This window comes from Stutzerimonas stutzeri, assembly GCF_013522825.1.
Lineage (GTDB): Bacteria > Pseudomonadota > Gammaproteobacteria > Pseudomonadales > Pseudomonadaceae > Stutzerimonas > Stutzerimonas stutzeri_AK.
Window position 1 is genome coordinate 1 of the sequence record NZ_JAAMQZ010000053.1, and the last position, 26,107, is coordinate 26,107.

Here is a 26,107-nt window from a genome sequence, read left to right on the forward strand (position 1 = left end):
ACGAGTAGAACAGGCGCTGCTGTCCTCCCGGTAACTGCCCCATCATGCTGTTCGCCCCCACGCTCGCTGACAGAGCAATTTTGCCAACGGCATGGAGAGGCCGCTACTTTTTCAACAGAATCGGCCAATAGCTGCCCGTCGTGGTCGTCGGTTTCGGCCGAGGCTGTGTAAAAATACTTTTGAGCAGACGCAGTCGTCGAAATCGACGCAGAAATCACGCCTCTACGAAAATTCTAGCTCTTGGAATGGCCGAACTAGCGCAGATTTAACGTAGGAACCTGACCAACTCCGCGCCGCCGACGCAGAGGTGAAACGCCGAGAGGCAGTAGGGTGGCCCCTCGACTCAAGTCTGTGCAGTTGCTCACCAGCTACTGCGCCTGACGAATCATATCGGCGGCTTTCTCGGCAATCATGATGGTCGGTGCATTGGTGTTGCCGCCAGTCACTGTCGGCATGATCGAGGCGTCCACCACCCGCAACCCCTCAAGCCCGTGTACACGCAATTGCGCATCGACCACGGCCAACGCATCAGAGGCCGGCCCCATCTTGCAGGTACTGGTCGGGTGGTACTGGGTGTCGGCCCGCGCCCGGATATCGGCAATAATGCCTGCCGTGTCATCGCGCTGGACGGGATAGAGCATCTTGCCGCGCCACGGTTGCAGCGGGCTGCTTTGCAGAATGTCCATCTGCAACTGCACACCCTTGACCAACAGCTCGAGGTCGCGTGGATCGGCAAGAAAATTGGGGTCGATCTTCGGTGGCACTCGCGGGTCGGCGCTGGCCAGTTTGACCGTGCCACGGCTGTAGGGGCGCAGCACTTCAACATGGCAGGAAAAGCCGTGCCTGGTGTGCATTTTGCGACCGTGATCATCAACCAGCGCCACCACAAAAACCAGTTGCAAGTCAGGTGCTTGCACCTCGGTTGAGGAGCGTACAAAAGCCCCGGCTTCGGCGATCGAACTAGTGATCATGCCGGTACGCTGCTTGCGCCATTCGAACACCCCCTTGGCCATTTTTATAGCGCCATTCAAGGACAATCCGAAGGTCTGGCTGTCGCTGGCACTGATGTAGCTCTGCACGTGATCGATGTGATCTTGCAGGTTTTCGCCGACGCCAGGCAGGTCGTGTACCACGGGTATGCCCACCGCCTGCAAGTCCTTGGCCGGGCCTATACCCGAGAGCAGGAGCAGCTGCGGCGAACCAAAGGTGCCTGCACTGAGGATGACTTCACGACGCGCCCGGACTTCCTTAGCTTCACTGCCCTGGTAATAGGCAATGCCACAGGCGCGCTTGCCTTGCATGATGATCTTGGCCGACAGCGCATGGGTCTTCACACATAGATTGGGGCGCGACAGGTTAGGCGTCAGATAAGCCTTGGCTGCACTGCAGCGCTCGCCATTTTTCTGCGTTACCTGGTACATGAACGAACCGAATTGATCGACGCCGTTGTAGTCGCGGGTGGTCGGTATGCCATTGAGCACTGCGGCATCGATAAACGCCTTGCTCAGCTCACTTGGCGTGCGCAGTTCGGCAACGTTCAGCGGGCCACCCGCGCCGTGGTATTCGCTGGCGCCGTGGGTCTCGTTGTTTTCCGCACGTTTGAAGTACGGCAACACATCCTCATACGACCAACCAGGATTGCCCAGGCTGGCCCAATGGTCGTAGTCCCAGCGGTTACCGCGCACATAGAGCATGGCGTTGATGGAGCTAGAACCACCCAGCGTCTTGCCACGCGGCTGGTAACGCTTGCGGTTGTCCATGTGCTGCTGCGGGACGGTGTCGAATGCCCAGTTGTTGTAAGAGGTTGCCACCATGCCAACGAAGCCGGCCGGGGCGTGAATCAACACGCTCTTATCCGGCCCGCCGGATTCCAGCAAACAGACAGACACACTGGGGTCTTCGCTCAGGCGACTGGCCAATACACAGCCTGCCGAACCGGCACCGACAATGACGTAATCAAACTCTTCGTACTGCATTCTGATGGCTCTCGCTTCTTGTACTTTTTATGGCGGATTTCAATCAGCGCCGCTTCTAATGGGCCGTTGTGCCCGATGCGTGGTTCTCTAGGCTGTGGTGCCTGCGAATGAGCACTCCACTGCGCCGTGCTCGCCCATCACCATGCGCACGTGATCGCCAGGACCGACGTCGAGCATCGGCGCCAGCGCTCCGGTCAACAGCACATCTCCGGCACGTAATGGCTGGCCGCGCCGGGCCAGCTTGCGCACCAGCCAAAGGCCGGTGGCGAGGCAGTCATGCAGCGCTACGCTGGTGTCGAGCAGCACCGGCTGGGCATTTTTATGCAGGCTGATCAGCAGGTTTGGCGTAGGCAGTTGCGCCAGCGGCACGGGCTGATCACCCAACACATAAAGCCCGGATGAAATGTTGTCAGCGACCGCATCCATCAAGGTCAACTGCCAGCCGATGATGGCCGAGTCGTTGATTTCCAGTGCCGGCACCGCACCCGCAATACAGGCCAGAAACTGCTCATGGCTGATCTCGCCAGCCGGCAGATCGTGGCCGAGCACCAATGCCAGCTCGATCTCGACTTTCGGTTGCAGCAGGCGCTCCCAGGCGATGGCTTCACCTGAGAGGCACGCCGTGTCCGCGAACAGCCGCCCATACACCGGCTCGTCGACCTTGAGCGCTGCACGCAGGGCCGCCGAGGTCAGCCCAGCCTTGGCCCCGCAAAGACGGCGGCCTTGAGCCAACGCCTGCTGCATGCCAGCGGCTTGCACGGCATAGGCTTCATCCAGGTTGGCCAGGGCGAAAGTTTCGCTAACCCGTGGCACGGGATGCCGCTCGAGCCGTGCCGTTGCCAGGCAGTGGGCCGCGCCGAGCAGGCGCGGTTCGGTAATTGCCACCGGCGCACTCATCGGCTGGGTACTTCGCCGATCACGGTGGTGCGGAACATTTCGCGCCGCATGCCGTGGTAGTCGGCCACTGGCATATGCCAGGTGCTGCGGTTATCCCAGATCGCCAGGGTTCCCTGACGCCAGCGCATACGGCAAGTGAAGGCTTCCGAGGTGGCCAGTTTGAACAGGTAGTCAAGCAGTGGACGCGACTCTTCCGTACGCAGGCCTTTGATGCCTGTGGTGTAGGCCGGGTTGATGAACAACACCTTTTTCCCGGTTTCCGGGTGGCGGGTTACCAACGGGTGGCTGCGCTCGTCAGCCGAGGTATCGCTACCGTAGTTGATCGCCATGTTTTCCAGCAGCGCGTTGTGCTTGGCGTTAACGCCATAGGCCATTTCCGGGCTGTGCACCGCGTCGAGGTTTTCCAGCAGCGCTTGCATCCCAGGCGATAGCCACTCATACGCCAGGGCCAGATTGGCGTAGCAGGTATCGCCGCCATAGGGAGGAATGTCGTGCCCATAGAGCAGGGTGAATGCTGGCGGGCGCTCCTGAAAGGTCCAGTCGGTATGCCAAGCACCACCGAATACGAAGGGTGCTTTTTCGGAGGCTTCCTTGACCACGTGTACCACGTGCGGATGATCGGCCATGCAGGTCACATAGGGTTCGCGGCCAAACTCACCGAGGTGCTGGGTAACCCGCTCCAGGTCAGCAACGCTCAGGGCCTGGTCGCGGATGAAGATCACCTTGTGGGCGAGCAGCGCCTGGCGCAACTCGGCAAAGCCCTCGTCGCTCAGACGCGTCAGATCAAGATTTTCGACGTCCGCACCGATGGCGCCGGTGGTCGGGGTTACACGAATGTGACTGTAACTGGCAGCACGGTTATGGCTAGGCAGGGTGTAGATGAACTCGCTCATGGCTCGCACTCTTTTGTTGTTGGAGTGCTTACAGAATGCGTGGCGGCTGCTAGGCTAGCCATGATTATTACAGCCAAAAAATGATAATTACCGCCAAGACTATTTTGAATGGAGGGTTGCCCGGTGGACTGGCGCCAAAACCGTGCCCTGACGGGCGTACGTTACCTGCTAGAAACCGCCCAGGCCGAAGGGGTGGAGGCCGCGAGCTGCCTGATAGGCAGCGCCATCTCCAGCGAAACACTGCAGCAGCGCAACGCGCAGATCGAGGCCTGGCAAGAGCTGGCGGTAATCCGCAACTTGCTCGAACACGCCGGCCGACCGGGCCTGGGATTCGCTGCCGGGCAGCGCTATCACCTGACGTCACTGGGCTTGCTCGGTTTCACCATGCTCGCCAGTCGCACGCTGGGAGAGGCGTTTGCCACCTTCAGCCGTTTTCAACTGTTAGCGCTGACGCTGTGCCCGGCGCGAATCGAAGTGGAGCGACGCGGTAGCTGGTTACTGTTCGATGCCAGCGTACTGCCGCAGGATGCTCGCGCCTTTGTTATCGAGCGCGGACTCTCCGCGTGCCTGGGCGTGGCGTGCGAGTTACTGCAGCGCCCCCTTGCCCCCCTGGCTATCGAGATGACCAGCAGCGCACCTGCGGATCTCGCCGCGTTGCAGGGGGAATTTGCCTATCCGGTGCAGTTCGAGGCCGGGCGCAACGGCATCCTGTTTTCCAATGCCGACCTGACCTTCACCCTGCCGCAGGCGCACATCAGTGCCCACAGTGAGGGCGAGCAACTGTGTGAGCGGCTATGTACCGAGATCTCCCACAGCCTGGTCAAGGCGCCCACCGCGCGTTTGGTGCAACAGGTGTTGATCCGCGACTCGGCCACGCTGCTCAGCAGCCGGATGGTGGCCCAGCGCCTGGGCCTTTCCGAGCGCACCTTGTTGCGCCGTTTGGCGAGTGAAGGTCACTCGTTCCAACAGCTCAACGAGCAAATCAAGCAGCGTTTGGCCGAGCGCCTGCTGAGCGACTCGCGTCTGGACCTTACCAGCATCGCCCAACGTCTAGGCTACGCCGAGGCGGCCAGTTTTTCGCGGGCATTCAGTCGCTGGACTAACAGTCCGCCCGGAAAGTGGCGCTGCCATGCGCACCTGCGCGAAGCTTAGCGATCCATGTACAGTCGACAAACAGTTAACGTCCGCTTGGGGTCCAGGCTGTGTGAAAACGTTTTAGAGCGAGTTTGGCAGTCAGAATCGCAATCAAAATCGCGTTCCTACGCAAAGTTCAGGTCTGGCTGACCAACCAAACGCTGGCAGATTTTACGTAGCAACGCAGACTTCAAAACGACGCATGCGTTTTCACCCAGCCTGGGTCGGAAACAGCCCTTGGTGAGCGACCGCTATTGGCCGGTTTCTGCCAGTTCCCAATGGCTGCTATGGGTCGGTAGCTACCGGTGATGAGCGACCAGAATTACGCAGAGGAGATAGCTAATGCTTTTACCTGGTGCCGAAGCGCTGGGACTGACCCACAGCCAATGTCTGGGACTTCTAGAAAGTGCCGACGATACACTCGACTTTCTGAACGCCAGCCTAGCTTATCTGATCCATGCGGAGAGCCAGCAGGCGCAGCCAGATTTTGAGCTGATTGCTGAGTGGAAGGCTTTGGGTCAGGAGGTGTTCGAGGTGCAGCATGCGCTGCCAGGTTCGGATGTAGGGATCTATCAGCAGGTCATCAAGACTTATGCTCAGCGCAACCGTGATCTTCGTCCGGTTGTTGATCGGTACATGACGAAGTAGCTGGCGGCTCGGTGGCTGGCTGCACGGGGCGCCCTGCACCAGTGCGCTTGCCGCCCCATTGCGCCCTCACTTCTTCTCGGCACCGGTGCCACCCCTCGGCCCGTATGAGCATTGGCCAAATCAGTCTCGGATGTTCTTGCAGGTGCCGATTGATCTGCCGGTAAATCTGATAGGCCTTAGATGACAGCCCATTAGGACTGTGCAGTAGATCAAGCAGCATGCCCACGGCATTACCATCGTTGAACTCCTGCTGCCGCTCACCAAGCAATTGCCAAAGCGATGGGCGGCGCTCAGTTAGCCAAGCAGCAATATCCTGTTCGGGAAATAGCACGACGGGGGTGAATAAGCCTTCATGGAACTCCGTCACCTCCTTGGTCAGGATGCGGTTCACGGCTTTGTCGAACTGCTCTTTCTGGCGAACTCCAGACTTGTAGCGCGCCGCTGCAGCACGTTTATCTGCACCTTCTGACATGAGTGGTGTACCAGGTGAGTGATGCGCGCAGAGCTTTCTCCCAAGTAATGGTTGCCGCCAGCACAGCGAGCAAAAGTTGAACGGATTGATTCGCTGCTCCCTGTCTAGACGAGTCTGACTTTGCACTGGGATTTTCAGTTGCCCACACATGCTGAGAAAGTAGGTGACCTCAATGACGGTCGGAAAGGTGTACTCCCTTGGCGGTAGGGTTGTGTGCGAATGGATCAGCTCGATGGCAATTCCTATCTCGAAAAGCATCGGATCGTTGATCTGACCGAGCAGAGAAGCCAGCTCCGAGCTAATCATCCAGATGCGATTCCACGTTACGGGCTGTTTCTGATTGAGCACGTGCCAATGCCCAGGGGGGATCAGCGGCTGGAGATATTGCCGAATTAAGCGCAACGCGAGGGCCGGGGTAACAGCCACATCCTCGGCGTGCAGATGAATGGCCCACAACGCTACGGCGACCTCCTCGTATACGAAGGTCTCGATAAGTTCATCGTCCAGGTAGAGCGGCAAATCAAGTGTCCAATCTGGCTAGTAGTTAAGTATCCACTAACTACCTAGCATGTGGCATCGGGATATTGCAGCTCAGGCAAGGGGATAACGGTGGAAACGATGACACTTATGGAGGTGAGCCAAATTCTCAGAGTTTCTGAGCATACGGCGCGCAACCGGCTGAGCATGGGCCTACCGATGCCGCCTTCGTTCCGCGTCGGCCGCAGACGCTTGTTCCTCAAGCAGGAAGTCGAAAGGTGGTTGGCCGCGCAGGCTGGTGTAGCCGGTGCCACAACCGTTGAACCGCACACAACCATAGGGAGTCAGGTTATCGATTAGTCCATGTAGGTACACAAAAACAACGGACGCAAAAAAGGCCCGAAGCAGCAACTCCGAGCCTTTTTCTAGATGACGCAAGCACCTTTAACGCCTGTGGATTCTCAGCGTCCTTCTATCGGCTGTCAAGGCCGAGGGGCAGGTATTGCCTGCCGTTCAGCACCCACCCACGGTGGTACGAAGGAGTATGGATGAGAGTCAGGATTGAGCCGCGCCTGCTGCGCGAAGCTGTTCGCTTGCACTATGGCACACGTCTATCAACACGCGAAGTCGCTCATAGCACTGGGCTTTCTCGCAACAGTCTAAAGCGCTTACTGCGCCACCTGGAAAACGTCCACCTCAATGTGGATCAGCTTGCTGGATGGAGCGACGAGCAGCTTTATGACCACTTGGGTATCAAGCCGTTCAACGGCTTTCGCTTGAAAGCCTGTCCTGACTGGAACTGGGTGCATGCGGAAATGCGCAACCCCAGCGTCACCCTAGAACTGCTATGGCGTGAGTGGCGGGCTACCGAGCCAGACGGCATCGCCTATTCGCAATTCACGGCAAGCTATCGCAACTTCCTGAAACAGCAACCATTATCAATGCGGCAGCTGCATCAGCCTGGCGACAAACTTTTTTTAGACTTCTCCGGCAAGACCATGCCGATCTATCTGGACGGTCAATCGGAGTCTCGACAGGCGCAAATTTTTGTTGGCGTGCTGGGCTATTCCAGCTACACGTTCGCCTGCGCCGTGTGGAGCCAACGCATTGAGGATTGGATGCACTGCCATGTGCAAGCCTTCAATTTCTTCGCGGGTGTGCCCCGTCTACTGGTTCCCGACAACCTCAAAGCGGCGGTGATCAAGCATGGCAAGGATGAAGTCCAACTCAACTTGATCTATCAGCAACTGGCCCACCATTATCAGGCCATCATCCTGCCGGCCCGCCCGCGTAAACCCAAAGACAAGGGCAAAGTAGAGGCCGGAGTGAAGCTTGTTCAGCGCTGGCTGTTGGCAGCCCTACGCCACCGCCGTTTCTTCAGCTTGGCGGAGCTCAATCAGGCCATCTTGGAGTTGCTACCAGCATTCAACAAACGCCCGTTCAAACGCCAGCCAGGCAGTAGTCGGCACAGCCTGTTCGTCGAGGTGGAGCAGCCTGAGCTCCAGTCGCTGCCGATCCACGCTTACGAGCATGCCGATTGGCGCTTCAAGGTGAGGGTACGTAGTGACTACCTAGTGGAGTACGACAACCACCACTACTCCGTACCGAGCCGATTGGTGCAGCAGCAAGTGGATGTGCGCGCTACGGGTGTGGTGGTGGAGATTTTCCACAACCATCTACGCGTCAGCAGCCATGCCCGTCAGTTTGTATCTGGTATCAGCATGCAACCGGAGCACCGGCCGCCTAACCACCAGTATTACGCCGACAGCGAGCCCGCAGCACTACTGGCTTGGGGCGAGCGCGTCGGGCCTGCATTGCTGCGTCACCTGCACTATCACCTGACCGAACGTACCGATGTGGCCAACGGGCACAAAGCTGCCAGCGCCTTGCGTAAAGAGGCTCGTTTACATGGTGATGCCCGACTGGAGGAGGCCTGCACCTATGCGCTGACCATCAAGACCTTCGCCTTGAAAAGTCTGCAATCCATCTTGCGCGAGCAGCCCGACAAGCGACCTAGCTTGAAAGCTCTGCCCAGTTCTACACCCGCTCACGAAAACCTGCGTGGTGCCCATTACTTTGCCGATGAAAAGGATCACTCGCCATGCTGAACCTGCAGACTCAAAACAAACTCCAGCAGCTGCAACTGTCCGGCATGGCCAAGGCCTACCGCGACCAGCTTGAGCAACCGCGCATGCAGGAACTCCCCTTTGATGACCGCCTGGGCCTGATGGTGGATCGTGAGCTCAGCGAACGCGAGAACCGTAAACTGTCTCGGCTACTGAAGCAGGCGAAGTTGCGCTATGCCGCTCACTTGGAAGACGTGGACTATCGCAGTAGTCGCGGCCTGGATAAACAAGTGATCGCCGGTCTGGCGGGATGTGCCTGGATTGGGCAGCAACAGAATCTGCTGTTAACCGGAGCTACCGGCACAGGCAAGAGCTGGCTCGCCTGCGCATTTGGTAGCCAAGCCTGCCGGCAAGGATATTCGGTGATCTACAAAAGCGCCTCGAAACTCTATGAAGAACTGCAAATCGCCATTGGCGACGGCTCTCTGCCCAAGTACCGCACAGCCTTGAGCAAGGCTCACCTGCTTATCCTTGATGACTTTGGGCTGGCTCCGGTCGAGCCCACGGTGGGGTATACCTTGCTGGATATTGTCGATCAGCGCATGCAGACCGGCTCGCTGATCATCACCAGTCAATTCCCTACTGAGCACTGGCACAGCATGTTCAACGACGCCACGCTGGCCGAGGCCATTCTGGATCGCATCGTCCACCGCTCACACCGCATCAGTCTCAAGGGCGAGTCTCTGCGCAAGTCGGCTGCCAAGGCGTAATGATCGATAACGAAGGGGGTATACCCCCTTCGTTATTTTCGCTCCCGCGAAAATAACCTAATCACTGAGGTTGCATCTCAAGGTGGCGTAAGCAGGTATGCAGTTCGGCCTCGTCGGTGTGTCTGAAATCTCCCTTCAACCAAGACGCCAGGCAAGAAGCTCCAATGCCTGTGACTGTCGATGCTTGATCCAGTCCCAGTGCCTTGGCGGTAATAGCATCACTGATACGCACGACGAGCATGGCTTTGCGCTGCATTACATCAGCATCAGCGCAGCCGAGATCGGCATAAATATTTCGACTGCCTTCTTCAATCAATTGCGGTGACCTGCGCGGAAGATGAGCGGACAGTTTAGCGCTTGAGTGGTGGGTCAGCATCGCCAGCGCAGTGGATCACAACCGTTGGAGTGGCTGGGTCGGAATCCCCAGCACGAGTGGGTCAACCCTACTGGAATAAGTTGTCAGAACCACAAGCGCCTACAAGCTGCGCGACCTCGAAGCCCGAAATCAGGTGAAGATTTTCTCCTCGAACTACTCGCTCTACCAATTTATGTGTAATAGAAAGTCAATAAGAACCGGGCCATGCTCGCCCTTGGAGCTTCTCATACCCAACCGGTATGGCTGTAGCTTCTGAGGAGATCGCCGTCGCTCACCGGATCATCCGGTCATCCTGTTAGTAACCGGTCAAAGCTGATCTGTTACATCGAAGGCGGACACCTGTCCATCGACAACACCCCTGCCGAGCGGTGAACCGCCCTCCCATGTACATATGACCAAAACGTCGCCGTTATCCTACCGTTCTGTCATGCCTACCCACGACGGAGTATTGACGGTCTCCGTCCTATAACATAGCTTTTCCGAAAGGCGCTCAAGTACATATCGTCATGTGCATACGAGCCTCGTGTCGTTAAAAGAAATGGTTGGTGCCGCATGAAAGTGCTCTTCATGATGCCGTTCGGCGTGTCGAGCTTCTCCGCCCCCATCAAGATCAAGGCTTCGTCTTGGTGTTAGTGCCAGATGCACGTCACCTTGCGGTGCAGGAATGGAGTGTGAACATGAAAGCAGAAACGGAATCGCGGATTTTTTCGGTGGACGAATATGTCCGTCCGTCTAACGGCGAACCGATCCGTTCAGTTGTTCTGGAGACCAACGATTCTGTCGTTGTAGTTTGGCACGCCTACCCTAGGCAGGAAATAGCTGCCCATGTCCATCCTCACGGCCAAGATACTTGGACGGTTATCTCAGGTGAGGCCAAGTATTATCAAGGCAACGGCGTAGAAATTCATCTTAAAGCTGGAGATATTGCCATTGCAAAACCTGGGCAAGTACATGGTGCCGTGAACTCTGGTCCAGGACCTTTCATATTTGTCTCCGTGGTTGCGCCGGGCAGTGCAGGTTTTGCGTTATCTGAGAAATAGGCGAAAGGCCTGAGAGGAACCTGATGAATACACGAGTATTTACGTTCGCTGGTGGAGAAACGGGGGTTTGGCGCGTTGTTGCGATGAATGCCGTGGCAGGAGCCCCTCTCCCTGGAATCCCACGGCTCAACGTAGCCGCTGGCTCTGTTTCGCCGCAGCCTCCGGGCACCAAATGGCTCCTTCGCGGGATAACGAGTAACGAGCGCTATGTCGTGCGTGAAGAGAAGGATCGTCTCGTGGCGAAGCAGCCAAGCTTGGGTCGAGCAGAGGCTACCTGCGCCGCCCTGATCCCTATCCGGAAAAACCCCTCATGGTGGGGACTGTCTCAAGACGAACGCCGGAAGATTTTTGAGGAACAGTCCCGTCACATTCACATCGGGCTCCAATATCTCCCTGCTGTGGCCCGCCGCCTCCACCATTGTCGGGACCTGGGCGAGAACGAACCCTTCGACTTCTTGACTTGGTTCGAATATTCCCCGTCTGATGAGACGGCCTTTAACAGGCTTCTGGCCGAACTCCGAGCCTCGGTGGAGTGGCAGTATGTCGACAGAGAAATCGACATCCGGCTAGTGCATGAGCCGGCCTAGCATCAGGTTTAACTTCGATCTACGTGCGGCACACTCCTGCGACACCCGCAGCCCAGCAAAACCCCGAAAAATCTAGTGTGTCGCATAACTTAGGAGTAACGCGACAGGTATGTCTAGCGAGCCACTAGTCGCTTAAGAACTTTTCTACTTATAGCCTCCTCTTTCTCTCATCGATCTCCTCGGCATCCTGCCGTCTAGAGCCGGCACATTGTCCAGCTTTCGAATGAGGCTCTCCAGCTTTTCCAAGTCGCCCTCGGCAATGGCTCGCTCGTCGGGAGTTAAAGGCACGGCCTCCAAGTACCGTCCGATAGACGATTTGCTTTCCAATGCTTGGGCCCTTGCGCTGGCTTTCGGCAAGTTGAAGTCACACCCCGCACAGGCCATGCGATGTGGGCAGCTGCTCCAGAAGGGATTTGAACAATACGAGTCGCCCAAGTCATAGAAGGTGTAGGGGGCATCTGAATGGCGAACAATTACGTCATGATCGATCAAAACGGAGACCATATGGGCCATTTGATCGGCTTTAACGAAGGATGCTGCCAGCTTGGTAGGCCGAATTCGAATGTAATGCAAAGTCGAATTCGGCGAGCTATGTCCCGACCACTGCATTAGCTCGATCAGCGACATGCCCTGAGGGACGCTGGCGAGCGCCGTCACTGCGGAGGCACGTCCCCGGTGGCTGGTGATTCGCCCGCGACTGTCCTCCAGTGGCACACCCGCCTTGGCGCATAGCATTGGAATGATGGTGCCATTAATGACACTGGAGCCTATGCGCTTGCCTCGAAACTGAAATAGGTAGCTAACTTTTTCCCCGGTTCGCTCATCCAGCAAAGCGGCCTGGTTAGCAGGCCTGTCCTCCAGCCAGGCGTCAATGCGCTCCTTCACGACCACCGCTACAGGTTTGACGAAAGCTTTGAACGTCTTGCTGGCAGGAATATCGAGATAGCATAAAGTTTTTGCTGGAACGATGGTCCCATCCTCGTGTACCACATCATTGGTCTGAGGATGCGCGCATCTTTTATCCAAGCGCATGATTTCATTGCTGCGCAAACCAGCGTGCGTCCACACTACAGCAATGGCTTGAACCATCGACAGCGGATAGTGAATCTCCGAAAGCAGATCACTACGCTCAAGATTTAGACTCGCCCAAATCAGCTTGAGCCAGGTCGAGTCATCAATTACCCGCGGGTTGATACCCGAGTTGAATGTCACGGATCGCGGGGTGGCGAGGTGATGCCGGGGGCTGAACTTCAAACGACCCCATCCCCAGAGTTCAAAGTCTGTAAAAAATCGTCGCAAGGCATGTAGAAAGCCGCGCTTCGAGTTGGCAGCGATAGGCTGACCAAGCCCCTTTAGCTGTGTTCCCTTCGCTGACTCCAAAGCCCACTCACCGACCGTCATCCGGTCGACGGCAGCAATAAATGCAGCGCAAGTGGACATGCTCCAATCGGTAGGCGCCGCCATTCCTGATTGCTCGCGCGCTAGCCAGACACCGGTCCTCAAGATAAAACTGTAATTGCTTTCACGTGTGCGTGGACGCAAGGTGGAAGTGTCTCGCCATCGACGGCACCACATTGCCCAAGTCGGATCGATGCCTTCGATGCTTTTCGCCCGCCAACAGGTATAGCCTCGCATGCGTAAAGGTTTCGCCAAAATCCCCATGGCAGCGAGGCCGTGAGATACCTTTCCGACCGATCTCGCGACACCTTCGCTTCGATGCTGTTGGCCCTTCAGTAGCAGTTCCTCGGTGAATGTCTCCAACCGCGGATCGCCGTTTTCCAGCATCAAGGCACCCAGCACGTTGGAAAGGAACTGCTCAAGATGGCGAGCAGCGTAGCCCAGCGATCTCAACGCTTGGCTCAAGCGAACGTGCTCATGTCTGAACACGGCATGGCCGAAGATAAAAGAAGCATATATCGCCGGCTGCCGGAATTTGGCGATACGCTGCGGGGTTCGAAAATCGCCGAGATGGTAAGCAACGGAAGCGAGATATGGTCGTGATCCTGCTCGATTACTGAGCAAGGTCAACCACTGCGACTCAGACCAACACCAGTAGGGTTTACCGGTTTTGCTGACATTCCAGAGAATGACTGCCACTGATGAAATGGCTAATCGCTGAGAAACGCCGCTGTGCGCCGCTATATCAGCTAGCGGCCTCATGAGCTCAGGTATCTCTGATTGGAGGTAGCCCCAGTCTGAACGGTGAGAGCGATTCGAAAGTATGCTCAGCTCGATTTTCGATAGATCGCTCTGACGTACGTACTTGCTCGCGTCGAACGGAACATAAGGGGTGACTGAGGGGGTGCTCATAGCAATGCCTCAGACCCAAAGAGTTCACAGAACATCCGAGCATCGAGACTGCCGACGGAGTGCGCCATCTTTGCGGTTAAATCCGCGCCAGATAGGTGCAGGTAAATCAAAGTGGTTTTGGGGTCTCGATGTCCAGCATACGTGGTCAGTTCATGGAGCTTCCAGCCCGCACGGGCCAGATGGGTAAGCCGAAGGTGGCGAAAGGTATGAGTGCTCAGGTGCGATAGTTTCGCTTCCTTGGCCCACCCTTCAACCGTTTTACTCCACGCCCAACGGGACAGTGGCGAGCCTCGATTACGATCTGATGCTGATCGAAACAACGAACCTCGCATCCAGCCAGCGCCGCGAAGAGCATGTAGATGCTCTATCAAGACAGGTGCAATGTCTGGGCTGTAGCACACGACGCGGCTGCGTTTGCCTTTGGTCGTTTCCGCTCGCACCGAGATCAGTCGGTGTGCAACGTCTAAATCCTCAATACGCAAGGCCACCAACTCGGCACGGCGAAGAGCCCCGAAATACGCCAACGACAGCATTAGTCGATCACGGATAGACGACCTGGCCGCAATACTGAGAAAGTGTCGCCACTGCTCATCGGTGGGAATGTCTGGCAACTTAATCAGCCGTGGGAGCAAGCCCCTGACAAACCCTCCATGTCCAGGCACTTGGGCCAGCCGACCATGCTGTCCGCGGGGCACGGGGTTGTGCTCGCAAAGACCCTGAAAAACGAGGTGGTCGTACCACAACCGGATAGCAGTAAGCCGCTGGTGCAAGGTTGAATTCGCCACCGCGCTCTTTGCGCCAGGTAGCAGCTCACGGATGTAGAGCGTGACTTGTTCGAATGTCGCGGATTCGGGTTTCAGCCCACTCCCTTCGCAATGCAATAAGTAATGCGCAAGGGCACGGCCATAGGCGTCAAGGGTGGCCGGCGCACGCCCCAGATTACCCAAGAGCTCCAGCCAAGCTTGTACACTGGAATAACGACTTAACACTTGCTTGTGCAATGGGGTGGTGGTCATGGGCGCCCCCTGAGCGTCAACGGATTCAGCCTAGCTCAAAAGCATTCCACCTAACTTAATCGCTCAGCAACCGCATGATGGCCATCCTGGAGGAGCATTCGCCTCGAATCTCCCCGTACTCATCGACGAATGTTTTTCGTGGCTCGATGGTATTGCCGACCCGGAGGCTTGGGGCCGGCAGGCGCAGGCACAAGTGATGCAGCGCATTGGTCTGCCGGTAGGTGTTGGCATAGGCCCCACCAAGACCCTCGCCAAGCTGGCCAACTGGGCGGCGAAGAAATGGAAGGCCAAGACCGGGTGCGTGGTCCTGCTGACCGATCCCCTGCGGCAGGAAAAGCTGCTGCGCTATGCGCCGGTGGGCGAGGTTTGGGGGATTGGCCGGAGGCTGAGCGCGAGACTCGAAGCGGAACTGAGCATTAAGACAGCCTGGCAGCTGGCCAATGCCGATCCGAAGCTGTTGCGCCGGTATTTCAGTGTCAACGTCGAGCGCACCGCGCGCGAGCTGTGTGGAATCCCATGTTTCCCACTTGGCGCAGGCCCGGAGCGCAAGCAGCAGATCATCAGCTCACGAACATTTGGGGAGAAGATTTACCGCTTGGAATCCCTGCGCAGCGCCGTGGCGCATTACACCTCGGTTGCTGCTGCCAAGCTGCGCGCCCAGGGGAGTTTGGCCAACTGCATTCAGGTCTTTGCCCAAAGCAGCGCCTTTGCGCCCGGCGAGCGCTTCAGCGGAACGCGGATCATGGCACTGCCGTACCCGACCGACGACACACGCGATCTGGTTGCGGCAGCTCAGCAAGGGCTCGGCGCGATGTTTCGAGAAGGCGTGGCCTATGCCAAAGCCGGTGTGATCCTAAGCCAGTTCGTAGAGCGGGGTGCCATCACCGGCGACCTCTTCGCACCGGCGCCGCGCAGCGGCAGCAAGGCAGTCATGCAGGTGATGGATGCGATCAACGCCAGACAGGGCAGGGGAGCTATTCGCCTCGGCAGCGATCATGAGGGCGGCGGATGGGTGATGCGGCAGAAGCATCTGAGCCCGACCTACACCACCTCCTGGCAGGGATTACCCCAAGCGCGCTGCTGAGGGTGCCTAGCCCTGCTCACCGTTCTTTGCTGGCTTCTTCTCAGCGCGAAGCTCCTTCAGCTCTTCCTTCAGCTCGCTCAAGCTGCCCCTGGCGGTTTCCAGTTCTCTGCTGGTGGACTCAAGCCGCGCCTGCACGGCCTGCAGCGTGATTTGGGCCTGGTGGGCATCGCCGTTGGCACGGGCGGCTGCCTCCTGAGCTGCTGCCTGCTGCTGGCGTGCCTCACGCTCGCGCTCTTCTGCTGCCGACACACGCTGGGTAGCGGCATCGAGCTTGGCGGCGGCGACTGCCGCCTGTTGCTCTGCCGACTGCTTACCGGACAGTGCCTCGTCGAGCGCGGTGCGGAGCCGTTCCACTTCCCCTTCCAGGCGAGGCATGGATTCGAGCCGCAGTTCGGCTCGGGCCAGGGCGTGCTGCGCCGTCTCTGCCACTTCTCGCTCACGGTTTGCCCTGGTGTTGGCTTCCTCCACCTCTTCCTCGGCTTCGCTGCGCACGCGCTCGATCTCCTCGCGGATCTCGCTGATGGTCCCTGCCTGCTGCTCGACCTTGGCGCGGGCTTCGTCCAGGGCGCGGAGGGTCGTGGCCAGCTGCTCGGCCAGCTCGCTATTTTCCTGCTGGCACAGCGTCAGGGTGTCCTCGGCCTCGTTTGCGCGCTCATCGGCGCGAACGGCGGCTTCGCCGGCTGCTGCGCGGACTTGCTCGGCAATGAGCTGGACGATGCGAGGGTCCAGCTGAATCTCCGGCGCCGCCACTGAAGGCTTGCGTGCACGCCAGCTGGCGAGCAGTGGGGTGATCTGGTTTGGCGAGCCCCCACCAAGATAATCGCGCACGGAGCGCACGGAGACGCGGCTGCCTGAGGCCTCAAGGGCATCTGCTGCAGCGAAAACCCTATCCGGTGTGATGTTGGCCATGGTGTGCTCCGTAACGAAATAACAGATAACGAATAACATAATAACACATAACGTTATTAATGCTGTGATTATTGGAGCCGATACAACACCGCCGTGCTACTGCAGGGTTGCTGATCAGGCGTTTGCTACTCACGCTCTTATCGCTGACGCATATGTCGAGTCGGCGCGGGGCGAGCCCAGCGCTCAGGTGGCGCCGCAGATCCCGCGAATTGCCAGTACCGCCCATAGAGGTGCCCGGCGCGCCGAGGCCAGCCGTGGGCAGCGCGTCAGCGAAATGGGGGTGTCGGGGCTCATCGGTCAGCCGGGCTTGGGTTTCCCAGAAGTAGTGTTCTCCTGATGTCAGCACTTCAGGGAGGCACCATGCAGCTCAGGGCTTACCAAAACGATCAGGTTTCAGATTTGCGTGAGGGAATTCGCCAGCAATTCCTCGTGCAGATGCTCATGAGCCCTACCGGCTCGGGCAAGACCGAGGTCGCGAAATACGTCATCGCCAACGCGGCGGCAAAGCAGAACAAGGTCTGGTTCATAGTCGATAGCGTCAAACTGCTTGATCAGACGCTGGCGCGCTTCCACGCCGATGGCATATATGCCGGCGCAATTCAGTCGAATCACCCGTGCACCGACTACACGAAAGTGGTTCAGGTGGCGACTGTTCAGTCTCTCGGGCCGCGCCTGGACTGGTTGCTGAGAACTCAGCCGCCCAAACTGGTGGTGATCGATGAGGCGCACGTCCTGTTCAAGGCGCATCAGGATCTGATCCAGTGGTGCCGCAAAAACAAGGTTCCGGTGATCGGATTGAGCGCAACGCCGTTCAAGCGGGGGCTCGGCAAAATCTATGACCGTTTGGTCAACCGCATCAGCACTCAGCAGCTGACAGAACAAGGCTTCCTTGTCCCAGCCGAGTGTTACGCCCCGCATGTGCCTGACCTGAAAGGTGTAGGAACATCGACTGACGGCGATTGGGCGGAAGATGAGCTAGCCCGCGTCATGGGTGGCGCGGATATCCTGGGCGACGTTGTAAGCCACTGGAAGCAACTGGGCGAAAACCGCCAAACCCTTGTATTTGCCTGCAACGTCCATCACGCCAAGCAACTTGCCGAGTCGTTTTTCAATGCGGGCGTGATGGCCGCGCACATCGACGGATACATGCACGCCGACGAGTCCGACGAGATTATTCGGCTCTACAAGGCTGGCAAGATTAAGGTGCTGGTTTCAGTGGGGATGCTAGCCAAGGGGTTCGATGATCCCAGGACCTCGTGCATTGTGATCGCCCGCCCGACCAAGAGCCTGATGTTGCACTACCAGATTCTGGGACGGGTTTTGCGGATATTCGAAGGCAAGACCAACGGCATCATCATCGACCATGCGGGGAATCTTCTGCGTAACGGGCTCCCCACTGACCCGCTACCAGATCGGCTCGACATGGGTGACGGTGACCCGGTAGACCGGGCCAAGCCGGATAACAACCCTGACAAGGAAGCTAAGACCAAGCCGTGCCCCACCTGCAGCTTTGTGATGACCGGGTTGATCTGTCCCCGCTGCGGGTTCGAGATCAAGATCGACGCCGGCGTGGAGGTAGCAGCTGGCGTTCTGGTTAAATTGGCAGACCGCAAGACCAAGCTGGCCCCGAACACGAAGCAACACGCTTACGCAGAGCTGCTGGGGTATGCCCAGATGAAAGGTAAGAGTCCCATGTGGGCGCAAGGCGCCTATCAGGCGTTCATGGCTGAGCCAATCCCGCGCGAGTGGGTGAACACGGTTGCGTCGGTGCCGCCAGGCGAGCCGATGCAGCAATGGGTCAAGGGCTACAACGTCAGGCGTGCGAAGAGTAAGCGGCGCGCATGAGGGCCTTGGGATTTTCCCTACCAGGGGCAAGCTATCTGCAGTCAATCGGCATCAAGGAAATTGCTGTGCACTGCTACCAGAAGCGACTTACTGCTTACGCACTCCTAATGGCAACACTCACTGGTTGCGCCAACCACGCTGCGCCGAGCAGCGTGCCGACCACCCAAGCGGCGCGAGATGCCGTCACCACACCCTTTCGGCCGATCCCGGTCTACATCCTGCCCAGCTGCAAGACCCATGCAGGGGTACGTCACTGCCAATGGATCGAGCCGCGCGGCCACGCGCCGAACAGCGAGGCACGGCCAAAAGTGGAGTCGGGCCAGGGCATCGCAATCTGAGCCAATGGGCTCTCGAAACAGAAAACTGCATTCCAACAAGCACAGGAGATACCGCATGACTCGACAGGAACTGGTAAAGGCCGTTGCAGAGCGGGCAGGCCACAGCCAAACCGCTGTAAACGAAATTCTCAACGCCATGATTGGGACGATCCAGGACACCGTGGCTGCAGGTGACAAAGTGGTACTGGTCGGCTTTGGCGCATTCGAGCCGGTGAGCCGGCCTGAGCGCGATGGGCGCAATCCTCAGACCGGAGCGAAGATCACCATTGCCGCATCGACGACCCCGAAGTTCACCCCCGGAAAGGCGTTCAAGGATGCCGTCAATCAGGCGGGAAAATGAGTATCCATGAGGAAATTCAGCGGGTCATCGCGGCCCCTGACACCAGCCACTGGCTGCGTGATGCGCTAATCGCGGCGTCCCTGCGAGATCCTGTGGACGCCGCCAATGACGCCGAAGTGTTGAGCGATCTGATGTCCCGACGCTGCGCGCAGCTTCTGGGGGGAGGGGAGGGCTAAACCTACAACAATCGTGCTGCTTTAGCCCCTTTTGGTGGAGGCTGCGTATGGGACCATACCGCAATCACCAAGGGGCTTTTTCATGTCCACGATTTCTTGCGGCAAGACCACCGGCGCCGGTCATTTCACAGACCTAGCGAGCCACGCCTGGATGATTCTGACTTTCCGCCATCGGGGCGCGGGGCTTGATCTGGGGGGCGCGTACATGCTGCTACTCGGCATCGTCGCGAGCCTTGTCGCCGGAGTAACTGCGCTGCTTCCGGTCGCCGGCGATCAAGTTGAGTTCTTGGCGTTCTGGCAAGCCGCTCTGGTAACCGGCATAGCGATCAGTGTGTTCTACGTTGTGCTCGGCCGGCGAAGCGCGGCAGCCATGATCGCTCTCATACTGTTCACCGCGCCGGTGGAACTCGCCCTGCTGCTGCTCTTCGAAAGCCCCCATCTGTTCATCCTGCTGATCAAGCTCTGGCTGTTCAGTGCTCAAGCCGTCTTTGTCCTCCGTGCTGATCGTGTCGCGGTCAGCTGCCAGTAATTCCAGGCGAATTTTTCTCTGTGAATCCGACCCACGAACAACAACCGATCATCGACTATCGCGGGCCATATCTCGTTGTGAAGGCGTATGCCGGCTGCGGAAAAACGGCAACGCTCGAAGCCTTCGCCTACGCCAACACGTCGATCAAGATTCTGTACCTGGCTTACAACAAGGCCATCAAGGATGAGGCCATGGCCCGATTCCCTGACAACGTGATCTGCAAGACAGGCCATCAGTTGGCATGGCCGGGCTTTGGCACCCGGTACGCCCATAAGCTGGGCAATCCGAAGCTCACCGATGTCTCCAAGCTACTTGCGACACGCGATTGGGGGTTCGTGCGGCACGTCATGGCCGTCTTCAACAACTTCACCAGCAGTGCAGAACCGGAAATTGGCATGTGCCATTTCATCGCGGCTCTCTCGGACGAAGAGCGAGACGCATACGGAGATTCACGCATCGAAAAACTACTCAACGGGGCGGGGGCAGTCTGGGAGGCCATGACCGACGAGAAGAGCGCTTTTGTCTGCGCGCATGACGCATACCTGAAGCTGTACCAGCTTAGCGATCCGCAGCTCGACTACGACTGCATCCTGCTCGATGAGGCACAAGATACAAACCCCGTCCTTGGAGCCATAGTCGCCGGCCAGCGTGGGCAGAAGATTTTTGTGGGGGATAAATGGCAGCAGATCTACAGGTGGCGCGGCGCGGAAAACGCCCTGGATAAGCAGATCGAGCAGGGCGCCGAAGCGATGTACCTGACCAACTCGTTCCGCTTCGGGCCGATGATCGCTGGCGTTGCCAATGCCATTCTGCGGCTCCAGGGCGAGACACGCCCACTGGTTGGGCTAGGGCCGGCTGACAGAGTGCAGACCTCAATGTCCGGGATACGCGGCCAGTACACCATCCTGAACCGCACCGTGACAGGTGTGCTGATGTCTGCCATCGACTCCGTAGCCAACGGACTCACTGTGTTCTGGAACGGCGGAATCGAGGCCTACAATCTGTCACAGCTCGAAGATGTCTACTACCTGAAGACCAACAAGCACAGCCAGATCCAGGACTACCGGCTCAAGCACTTCAAGTCATACGAGGCATACACCGACGCTGCTGAGGCGAGTGAAGATCCCGAGATGCTTCGCACCATGCGGATTCTGAAAACCTACGGTGACATCCCCCGGCTGATCTCATCGCTGCGTCAATGCACGGTCGATGACATCACCGAAGCTGACGTGGTGCTGAGCACTGCGCATCGAGCCAAGGGCCTGGAATGGGATGTAGTGCTGCTGGAGGAAGATTTCCCGGACATTTTCGATGAGGAACGAGTAGACCCCTCGCAAGTAGGTGATGAGCTGAACCTTCTGTATGTGGCCGTGACGCGCGCGCGACGAACCCTTGTCATCAATTCCATCGTTCAAACAATCATCGTTCGAGCACACAGAGCGGCGAAGAGAGGGCTGCCTGCAAGTAGAGAATCCCTCCATGATTGAGCTATTTGTTGCCCTGCTGCTGGTGCCTGCATCGGTCATAACCATCTGGGACCTGATGATGCACAGGCTTGCACCCAGTGCGCGCAAACTGACGCGGCTGACGGGCTATATCGGGGTGCCAGTACACGAACTGTCTCACGCATTGGTCTGCGTGCTGTTTGGTATGCGGATAACGAAGATGGCGTTCTATCAGCCGAACAGTGCCACCGGCACGCTAGGGTTCGTCGAGTACCGCTATTCGCCGTACTCTATGAAGCATGCGCTCGGGATGGCCTTGCAGGGAATTGCGCCGCTTCTCGCCGGAGCCGTCATCGTGGGTCTTCTGCTGGCCAACCGTGAGCCAATTGAGCTGCCGGATAGCGGCATAGGACATATCGCGGGGTGGCTTGGTGGGGTAGTCGTAGGTACCGCTGTCACAGCCTGGGCTCAGGCCATGTCCGGCCCGGTGGGGTTTGGTGCTGTGCTATTGGCGACAATCGTCAGCATGCACGCAATTCCAAGCCTGGCAGATATCAAATCCGGCTTGCGGGGCTTGATCGTATTGGTGGGGTTTGCAGCAGCTGTAGCTGTGGCCATCGATCTGTTCTGGGTGTACGGGCCAGACGTAGGCAATGATCTCGACAGCATCGTTCGAGTGGTGACGCTCCAAATAGAAAGGGGCATGTGGGGAGCCCTTTACGGGGCCGTGAGCTTGGTCACCTTGACGATCCTCGGCGGGCTGGCACTCATCGTGATCCCCTCTCTGTGCCTGCAAGTAGTTCAGTTCATCAGAGGGGCGCGCGGCGATATCTGAGTGACCAACGCGGCAGAAATTGCTCAGATATCTAGGGAAGCGCGTCCCAAGATCTTCAGTCCCGTGGGGCAAGCGATTTGGGTGCGCTGAAGCCGAGCCCATACCACCTCGGTGGGTCAGGATCTTGTGTGCCCCCCTTGTGAAACCCATCCAGGCGATGGCATGATGCTCTGGCGCAAGCTGTGCGCTGAACAGCTAAAGATCTCTTGCAGACGTGCAAACGTCTCGCACTCCAAGTGCACCGAAAGGTGCCGCTCCAGAAATCAATCACCCACGCATGCGCGTTGGTGTTTGTTCCGTGCCTAGCACGGGTCGAAGCTGACGACTCATTCAGCCCAATAGCCCTTGCGGGGAATCTCCGTAAGGGGGATTTCTCCGCTCAAATCTGGAGTAGAGAAATGGAAAAGCAGCACGTAATCAATCTGACGAAGTTCAAGGCTACTGCCGAGATGGAACGTTTCGGCGTTCACGATTTGTCGGATTGGAAACAGTTTCAGGAAATCCGAGATCTTCTGTATTTCCCGACCCCTCCCTCGCCGGAGATTATCACCAGTCGCGTTGAGCGCCTGGGTGAGATCGCCCTGCAGGAGGCTAAGAAAACGGGTGCGGTTGACGTTCTGGTCGCCTGCCCGCCTTGGATGAACGCTACGCTTTGCCGTGAGCTTCTGTATCACGGCCTCAAGCCAGTGGTGTCTTTCACCAAGAAAAACCTTGAACAGGGACATGTCCTTGTTTCTCTTGTAGCAGCTGCATAAGCCGCAACAAATAACCAACCTACCCATCGGGGGAGATATCCCCTATGGGAGTTCTCCGTCTTTGGGCAACTTGCTTTTGAGAATGGAGAAATAAAATGCAACTGAATATCCAAGTTGGAATGAAAGAGTTTGGCTTCCAATCCGATGCAACTGCGCCGGCTTTTTCGCCAAACCACAATCTTTCGCAACACGTTGAGCCAGCAAAGCCGTACTTCTTCAGGAAGGAACTGCTTTCTCAGTTTATGAGTTGGCTTTACGCCCCGGCAGGTGACAGCTGTTTGCTCGTCGGCCCAACGGGTGCCGGTAAGTCCTCGCTCGTTGAACAAACGTGCGCGCGACTCAACTGGCCAAGCATTACCGTCTCAGCACATAGCCGCATGGAGATGCCGGAACTGACAGGCTACAACCTGCCAGTAACGGACCCTGTGTCGGGCGATCTGAACACGAAATTCGTGGACGGGCCGCTCACCAAGGCTATGCGACATGGGCTCGTGTTCGTCCTGGACGAGTACGACACCCTCGATCCTTCGGTAACGGTGGGCCTCCACGCGGTAATGGAGGGGCGTCCACTGGTGATCGCTGAAAACAACGGTGAGGTCATCCGGCCACATGCCAATTTCCGTTTCGTCGCTTGCGGCAACACGGCAGGGCAGTCGGATGAGATGGGGGTTTATGCCGCTACGATGCAGCAGAACCTTGCATCGCTCGACCGATTCCGAGTGTTTGAGGTGGAATACCTTGAGCCGAAGGAGGAAGTTGACCTGATCGTTAAAGCCGTACCAGGGATAACAAAGGAAATCGTCGAGAACATGGTGAAGATTGCAAATAGTGTTCGTGATCAACACCAAGGTAAAGGCGGAAACTATCTCAGCGTTACAATGTCCACTCGGACTTTGTTGCGTTGGGCTCGGATTGGCAATGGATATACATTGGCCAAGAAGAAAAACCCGTTAAAACTCGCTCTGCAAGAGTCGCTGCTTAATCGCTGCGACAAAGTGCAGAAGCTTGCAATCGATAAGATGGCAAGCAGCGTGTTTGGTAACGACTGGCCGGTTGAAGTAGACAAACCGTTCTAATCGTAAACAGCCCTGAGGGGGAACTTTCCCCTTAGGGGCGAAGTTCCCCCTTTTTTTGCTTTAGAGAAAAGGAGAACTTCGCAATGACTATCCAACAGAACGAAATCCAGATTCTGGACCAGATCCTGCTGGTAGACCTCTCGGGCATCCACCTGTGGACTGCTCGGAAGAAACTGAAGCCTGAAATGCTGGAGGGTAAAATTCCACCGGCACGGCTGGCCTCATTGGGTTCGATGCGAGTAATCGATCCCGAAAAGCTCAAGCCGTTCGAGAAAGTCAAACGGCGTGCGATCAAGGTCCTGGAAGACTATGGAATCAAATTCCTCGGCGGCTATGCCATACCGCAGGAGAAGATCCAGAGGGTTGTAGACGAGCTTGAAGCTCTGAAGAACCAGTTCTATGACCTGAAGAAAAACTTCATTCCTAACTATGACCGTTGGGTCAATGAATGGGTGCAGCAGGAGTGGGAGCGTGCCGAATGGCGAGAAGCCATTATGCAAAGCATCACGCCGAAACATCAGGTAGAGGCCGGTCTTCAGTTCGGTTACGCGGCTTGCCGTGTGGCGCCGGACGGCGACAAGCACCTATCTGCAACGCTTGGGAGTCAAGTGCGCGGCCTGTCGGATCAGCTCTACGCTGAGACGGCAGAGACAGCCGAACGTTTGATGGAAAACGGCCTGGCCACTCGTGGCCATGTCACCCAGACGACCCTCAACACGATTCGCAAGATGAACACCAAGCTCAAGGGCCTGATGTTCCTGTCGAGCGATGTCCAAGCCCTGTCCACCTACATCGACGAAACCCTTGCGGTTTTGCCGGCCTCAGGGGTGGTCAATGGCACGCAGTACAGCAACATTGTGACGTTGGTATCGGGGCTCTCGGATGAGGACTCGATACGCCGGCTGATCAAGAACCTCAACATCGCCAATGGCTCGCCCGAGCAGGATGATGTTGCGGTACCAGCTGCTGTGCAGCCTGCGGAAACAGTCACGACGCAACCTGCTGAAGCGACTGAGCCGAAGGTGCAGCTAGAAAACGAACTGGTATCCCAGCAGATCCAGGCAGAGGAAGAGATCGAGCAGGCCGGCATGGCTGATTCGTTCAACCCCTTTGATCTGGTCGGCGCCGAGGATGCTGCTTCAACCGAGCAAGCAGAGGACGAGGACGTGCTTCCAGAGCCTCAACCGCTGGTTGTTCCACCCGTATCTGTCAGTAGCGTCGTCTCTCACGGCGTATTCAGCTTCTGACACCAACACTAAACCCCGCCTGGGAGCAAACCTCCCAGCGGGGGTTTCTCCGTCTGGCGGTGGCGAGAATGGAGAAACGAAATGGCTAAATCCCTGATTGGATCGCTCCCGTACTACGCACAACACCTGGCCGAACAAACCGGCGTCAAGGTGGTGGTGCAAGGAACCCGAGCCTTCACAGATGGAAAAACGGTAACTGTCCCATTCAGTGAGGATGATTTACCGCTGTCCTTCGGCTTCATCGCGCATGAGTGCTCCCATGTCCGTAACACTGACATGGCGGTATTCGGCGCGGCTGCCCCGGTTCCGTTCCGCAAAAACTTGCTGAACATCCTGGAGGACATCCGTATCGAGCGTCTGTCGATGGATCAGTACCCTGGCACCGAGGATGACATTCGGTACCTGAACCGCAAGGTTCTGCTTGATCCGTTTCAGCCTGAGCGAGTCGCGCAGGCAACAGACGTAGAGATCATCCATAACGCAATCCTCATGGGTGGCTACTGGAAACTGCAGGAGCCGCAACTAGAGGTACCCGCGCGAGCCTATCTCGAAGCGCTTGAAGCCCGACTGGGCCAAGAGTTAGCCGACAAGATCATGGCCGAGGTGCTGAAAACTCTGAAGTGCGACAGCACGAAAGAGGTTCTGGCGCTGGTGGATTCGATAATCGAGCTGCTTCCGTCAAGCGAAGATAAGCCTGAGTCGGAGCCTGAAAAGGCCAATGACGAAGGTGCTGATGAAAGTTGCGGATTCCACGGTCATCTGGCCACCCATTCCATGAGCATCTGACCACCGATTCCACGCTGATCCGGCCACCCATTCCACGCGCATCCGGCCACTGATTCCACGGCCATCCGGCCACTCAACCG

27 protein-coding genes are annotated in these 26,107 nt (G+C 57.5%); 19 read left to right on the forward strand and 8 right to left on the reverse strand.

All coding sequences use genetic code 11. The annotated features are described in order from the left end of the window. Nucleotides 1-368: 368 nt before the first annotated feature. From G7020_RS21820 to G7020_RS21830, 3 genes are all read right to left on the reverse strand, one after another. On the reverse strand, nt 369-1,976 hold the full coding sequence (locus tag G7020_RS21820) for a GMC family oxidoreductase (protein ID WP_011544397.1): 1,608 nt from the start codon (nt 1,974-1,976) through the stop codon (nt 369-371). A gap of 87 nt (nt 1,977-2,063) precedes the next feature. Then, on the reverse strand, nt 2,064-2,861 hold the full coding sequence (locus G7020_RS21825; protein WP_199148737.1) for a 2-keto-4-pentenoate hydratase: 798 nt from the start codon (nt 2,859-2,861) through the stop codon (nt 2,064-2,066). Nucleotides 2,862-2,869: 8 nt separating this feature from the next. Beyond that, a complete protein-coding gene (locus tag G7020_RS21830) occupies nt 2,870-3,766 on the reverse strand; it encodes a TauD/TfdA dioxygenase family protein (protein ID WP_011544399.1) in 897 nt (298 codons plus the stop codon). A 123-nt stretch (nt 3,767-3,889) separates the two neighbouring features. Between G7020_RS21830 and G7020_RS21835 the strand changes: the two genes are divergently transcribed. Together G7020_RS21835 and G7020_RS21840 are read left to right on the forward strand one after the other, a co-directional pair. Next, the gene (locus tag G7020_RS21835; RefSeq protein WP_011544400.1) at nt 3,890-4,918 is read left to right on the forward strand and encodes an AraC family transcriptional regulator; all 1,029 of its coding nucleotides are present in this window, start codon (nt 3,890-3,892) and stop codon (nt 4,916-4,918) included. A gap of 324 nt (nt 4,919-5,242) precedes the next feature. Continuing rightward, nucleotides 5,243-5,548, forward strand: coding sequence for a hypothetical protein (locus G7020_RS21840; protein WP_143568759.1), 306 nt, complete (start codon nt 5,243-5,245; stop codon nt 5,546-5,548). On the opposite strand, the gene G7020_RS21845 is transcribed toward G7020_RS21840, so the two are convergent. Continuing rightward, the gene (locus tag G7020_RS21845) at nt 5,484-6,539 is read right to left on the reverse strand and encodes a hypothetical protein (protein WP_011544396.1); all 1,056 of its coding nucleotides are present in this window, start codon (nt 6,537-6,539) and stop codon (nt 5,484-5,486) included. The two genes, G7020_RS21840 and G7020_RS21845, sit on opposite strands and share 65 nt — an antisense overlap. Before the next feature lie 108 nt (nt 6,540-6,647). On the opposite strand from G7020_RS21845, the gene G7020_RS24390 reads away from it, so the two are divergent. The 3 genes from G7020_RS24390 (at nt 6,648) to istB (ending at nt 9,333) form a co-directional block, all read left to right on the forward strand. After that, on the forward strand, nt 6,648-6,857 hold the full coding sequence (locus G7020_RS24390; RefSeq protein ID WP_286977160.1) for a helix-turn-helix domain-containing protein: 210 nt from the start codon (nt 6,648-6,650) through the stop codon (nt 6,855-6,857). Nucleotides 6,858-7,045: 188 nt separating this feature from the next. Next, complete coding sequence (gene istA / locus G7020_RS21855) at nt 7,046-8,605, forward strand: IS21 family transposase (protein WP_169865975.1); 1,560 nt, start codon at nt 7,046-7,048, stop codon at nt 8,603-8,605. Next, entirely contained in the window at nt 8,599-9,333 is a 735-nt protein-coding gene (gene istB, locus G7020_RS21860; RefSeq protein WP_011544393.1) for an IS21-like element helper ATPase IstB, read from the forward strand. The genes istA and istB overlap by 7 nt, the downstream gene beginning before the upstream one ends. 61 nt (nt 9,334-9,394) lie before the next feature. Here istB and G7020_RS21865 read toward each other — a convergent pair whose 3' ends face one another. Then, complete coding sequence (locus G7020_RS21865) at nt 9,395-9,649, reverse strand: XRE family transcriptional regulator (RefSeq protein ID WP_181087036.1); 255 nt, start codon at nt 9,647-9,649, stop codon at nt 9,395-9,397. Nucleotides 9,650-10,386: 737 nt separating this feature from the next. On the opposite strand from G7020_RS21865, the gene G7020_RS21870 reads away from it, so the two are divergent. Together G7020_RS21870 and G7020_RS21875 are read left to right on the forward strand one after the other, a co-directional pair. After that, complete coding sequence (locus G7020_RS21870; protein WP_071534424.1) at nt 10,387-10,749, forward strand: cupin domain-containing protein; 363 nt, start codon at nt 10,387-10,389, stop codon at nt 10,747-10,749. 212 nt (nt 10,750-10,961) lie between these two features. Then, nucleotides 10,962-11,336, forward strand: coding sequence for a chlorite dismutase family protein (locus G7020_RS21875; protein WP_023445505.1), 375 nt, complete (start codon nt 10,962-10,964; stop codon nt 11,334-11,336). A 144-nt stretch (nt 11,337-11,480) separates the two neighbouring features. Here G7020_RS21875 and G7020_RS21880 read toward each other — a convergent pair whose 3' ends face one another. Beyond that, nucleotides 11,481-13,646 (reverse strand): tyrosine-type recombinase/integrase, encoded by a 2,166-nt coding sequence (locus tag G7020_RS21880; protein WP_011914409.1) that lies wholly within the window; start codon nt 13,644-13,646, stop codon nt 11,481-11,483. Beyond that, complete coding sequence (locus G7020_RS21885) at nt 13,643-14,662, reverse strand: tyrosine-type recombinase/integrase (RefSeq protein ID WP_011914410.1); 1,020 nt, start codon at nt 14,660-14,662, stop codon at nt 13,643-13,645. Before G7020_RS21885 ends, G7020_RS21880 begins: the two co-directional genes overlap by 4 nt. Before the next feature lie 121 nt (nt 14,663-14,783). Here G7020_RS21885 and G7020_RS21890 point away from each other — a divergent pair, with 121 nt between their 5' ends. Further along, nucleotides 14,784-15,746 (forward strand): DUF4113 domain-containing protein, encoded by a 963-nt coding sequence (locus G7020_RS21890; protein WP_336509738.1) that lies wholly within the window; start codon nt 14,784-14,786, stop codon nt 15,744-15,746. Nucleotides 15,747-15,752: 6 nt separating this feature from the next. Here G7020_RS21890 and G7020_RS21895 read toward each other — a convergent pair whose 3' ends face one another. Next, nucleotides 15,753-16,655 (reverse strand): DNA-binding protein, encoded by a 903-nt coding sequence (locus G7020_RS21895; RefSeq protein WP_181087037.1) that lies wholly within the window; start codon nt 16,653-16,655, stop codon nt 15,753-15,755. A gap of 360 nt (nt 16,656-17,015) precedes the next feature. Here G7020_RS21895 and G7020_RS21900 point away from each other — a divergent pair, with 360 nt between their 5' ends. From G7020_RS21900 to G7020_RS21950, 11 genes are all read left to right on the forward strand, one after another. Then, nucleotides 17,016-18,500, forward strand: a complete 1,485-nt coding sequence (locus G7020_RS21900; protein ID WP_114249790.1) for a DEAD/DEAH box helicase — start codon at nt 17,016-17,018, stop codon at nt 18,498-18,500. 107 nt (nt 18,501-18,607) lie between these two features. Further along, nucleotides 18,608-18,838: a hypothetical protein gene (locus tag G7020_RS21905; protein WP_181087038.1), complete on the forward strand. Its 231-nt coding sequence runs from the start codon at nt 18,608-18,610 to the stop codon at nt 18,836-18,838. A 4-nt stretch (nt 18,839-18,842) separates the two neighbouring features. Continuing rightward, nucleotides 18,843-19,178 (forward strand): HU family DNA-binding protein, encoded by a 336-nt coding sequence (locus G7020_RS21910; RefSeq protein ID WP_172693573.1) that lies wholly within the window; start codon nt 18,843-18,845, stop codon nt 19,176-19,178. Further along, entirely contained in the window at nt 19,175-19,354 is a 180-nt protein-coding gene (locus G7020_RS21915; protein WP_114249792.1) for a hypothetical protein, read from the forward strand. Before G7020_RS21910 ends, G7020_RS21915 begins: the two co-directional genes overlap by 4 nt. Before the next feature lie 82 nt (nt 19,355-19,436). Further along, nucleotides 19,437-19,883 (forward strand): hypothetical protein, encoded by a 447-nt coding sequence (locus G7020_RS21920; protein ID WP_172693574.1) that lies wholly within the window; start codon nt 19,437-19,439, stop codon nt 19,881-19,883. Between the two features lie 20 nt (nt 19,884-19,903). Continuing rightward, the gene (locus G7020_RS21925) at nt 19,904-21,370 is read left to right on the forward strand and encodes a 3'-5' exonuclease (protein ID WP_114249794.1); all 1,467 of its coding nucleotides are present in this window, start codon (nt 19,904-19,906) and stop codon (nt 21,368-21,370) included. After that, nucleotides 21,363-22,163, forward strand: a complete 801-nt coding sequence (locus G7020_RS21930) for a hypothetical protein (protein WP_114249795.1) — start codon at nt 21,363-21,365, stop codon at nt 22,161-22,163. Before G7020_RS21925 ends, G7020_RS21930 begins: the two co-directional genes overlap by 8 nt. A 398-nt stretch (nt 22,164-22,561) precedes the next feature. Continuing rightward, a complete protein-coding gene (locus G7020_RS21935; RefSeq protein WP_019406499.1) occupies nt 22,562-22,918 on the forward strand; it encodes a hypothetical protein in 357 nt (118 codons plus the stop codon). Between the two features lie 95 nt (nt 22,919-23,013). After that, nucleotides 23,014-23,994 carry an AAA family ATPase gene (locus tag G7020_RS21940; RefSeq protein ID WP_114249796.1) on the forward strand — a complete coding sequence of 327 codons (981 nt, stop codon included), beginning with the start codon at nt 23,014-23,016 and terminating at the stop codon, nt 23,992-23,994. Between the two features lie 83 nt (nt 23,995-24,077). Further along, nucleotides 24,078-25,241, forward strand: a complete 1,164-nt coding sequence (locus tag G7020_RS21945; RefSeq protein ID WP_019406497.1) for a DUF3150 domain-containing protein — start codon at nt 24,078-24,080, stop codon at nt 25,239-25,241. A gap of 81 nt (nt 25,242-25,322) precedes the next feature. Next, nucleotides 25,323-26,027, forward strand: coding sequence for a hypothetical protein (locus G7020_RS21950; RefSeq protein WP_181087039.1), 705 nt, complete (start codon nt 25,323-25,325; stop codon nt 26,025-26,027). The last annotated feature ends 80 nt before the right edge of the window (nt 26,028-26,107 follow it).

Coding starts and splice junctions, on each gene's coding strand:
- G7020_RS21940 (WP_114249796.1), top strand. CDS start 23,014: ATGCAACTGAATATCCAAGTTGGAATGAAAGAGTTTGGCTTCCAATCC.
- G7020_RS21830 (WP_011544399.1), bottom strand. CDS start 3,766: ATGAGCGAGTTCATCTACACCCTGCCTAGCCATAACCGTGCTGCCAGT.
- G7020_RS21905 (WP_181087038.1), top strand. CDS start 18,608: ATGGCAACACTCACTGGTTGCGCCAACCACGCTGCGCCGAGCAGCGTG.
- G7020_RS21885 (WP_011914410.1), bottom strand. CDS start 14,662: ATGACCACCACCCCATTGCACAAGCAAGTGTTAAGTCGTTATTCCAGT.
- G7020_RS21820 (WP_011544397.1), bottom strand. CDS start 1,976: ATGCAGTACGAAGAGTTTGATTACGTCATTGTCGGTGCCGGTTCGGCA.
- G7020_RS21945 (WP_019406497.1), top strand. CDS start 24,078: ATGACTATCCAACAGAACGAAATCCAGATTCTGGACCAGATCCTGCTG.
- G7020_RS21935 (WP_019406499.1), top strand. CDS start 22,562: ATGGAAAAGCAGCACGTAATCAATCTGACGAAGTTCAAGGCTACTGCC.
- G7020_RS21840 (WP_143568759.1), top strand. CDS start 5,243: ATGCTTTTACCTGGTGCCGAAGCGCTGGGACTGACCCACAGCCAATGT.
- G7020_RS21895 (WP_181087037.1), bottom strand. CDS start 16,655: ATGGCCAACATCACACCGGATAGGGTTTTCGCTGCAGCAGATGCCCTT.
- G7020_RS21920 (WP_172693574.1), top strand. CDS start 19,437: ATGTCCACGATTTCTTGCGGCAAGACCACCGGCGCCGGTCATTTCACA.
- G7020_RS21950 (WP_181087039.1), top strand. CDS start 25,323: ATGGCTAAATCCCTGATTGGATCGCTCCCGTACTACGCACAACACCTG.
- G7020_RS21870 (WP_071534424.1), top strand. CDS start 10,387: ATGAAAGCAGAAACGGAATCGCGGATTTTTTCGGTGGACGAATATGTC.
- G7020_RS21910 (WP_172693573.1), top strand. CDS start 18,843: ATGGGCTCTCGAAACAGAAAACTGCATTCCAACAAGCACAGGAGATAC.
- G7020_RS21930 (WP_114249795.1), top strand. CDS start 21,363: ATGATTGAGCTATTTGTTGCCCTGCTGCTGGTGCCTGCATCGGTCATA.
- G7020_RS21900 (WP_114249790.1), top strand. CDS start 17,016: ATGCAGCTCAGGGCTTACCAAAACGATCAGGTTTCAGATTTGCGTGAG.
- G7020_RS21915 (WP_114249792.1), top strand. CDS start 19,175: ATGAGTATCCATGAGGAAATTCAGCGGGTCATCGCGGCCCCTGACACC.
- G7020_RS24390 (WP_286977160.1), top strand. CDS start 6,648: ATGGAGGTGAGCCAAATTCTCAGAGTTTCTGAGCATACGGCGCGCAAC.
- istB (WP_011544393.1), top strand. CDS start 8,599: ATGCTGAACCTGCAGACTCAAAACAAACTCCAGCAGCTGCAACTGTCC.
- istA (WP_169865975.1), top strand. CDS start 7,046: ATGAGAGTCAGGATTGAGCCGCGCCTGCTGCGCGAAGCTGTTCGCTTG.
- G7020_RS21880 (WP_011914409.1), bottom strand. CDS start 13,646: ATGAGCACCCCCTCAGTCACCCCTTATGTTCCGTTCGACGCGAGCAAG.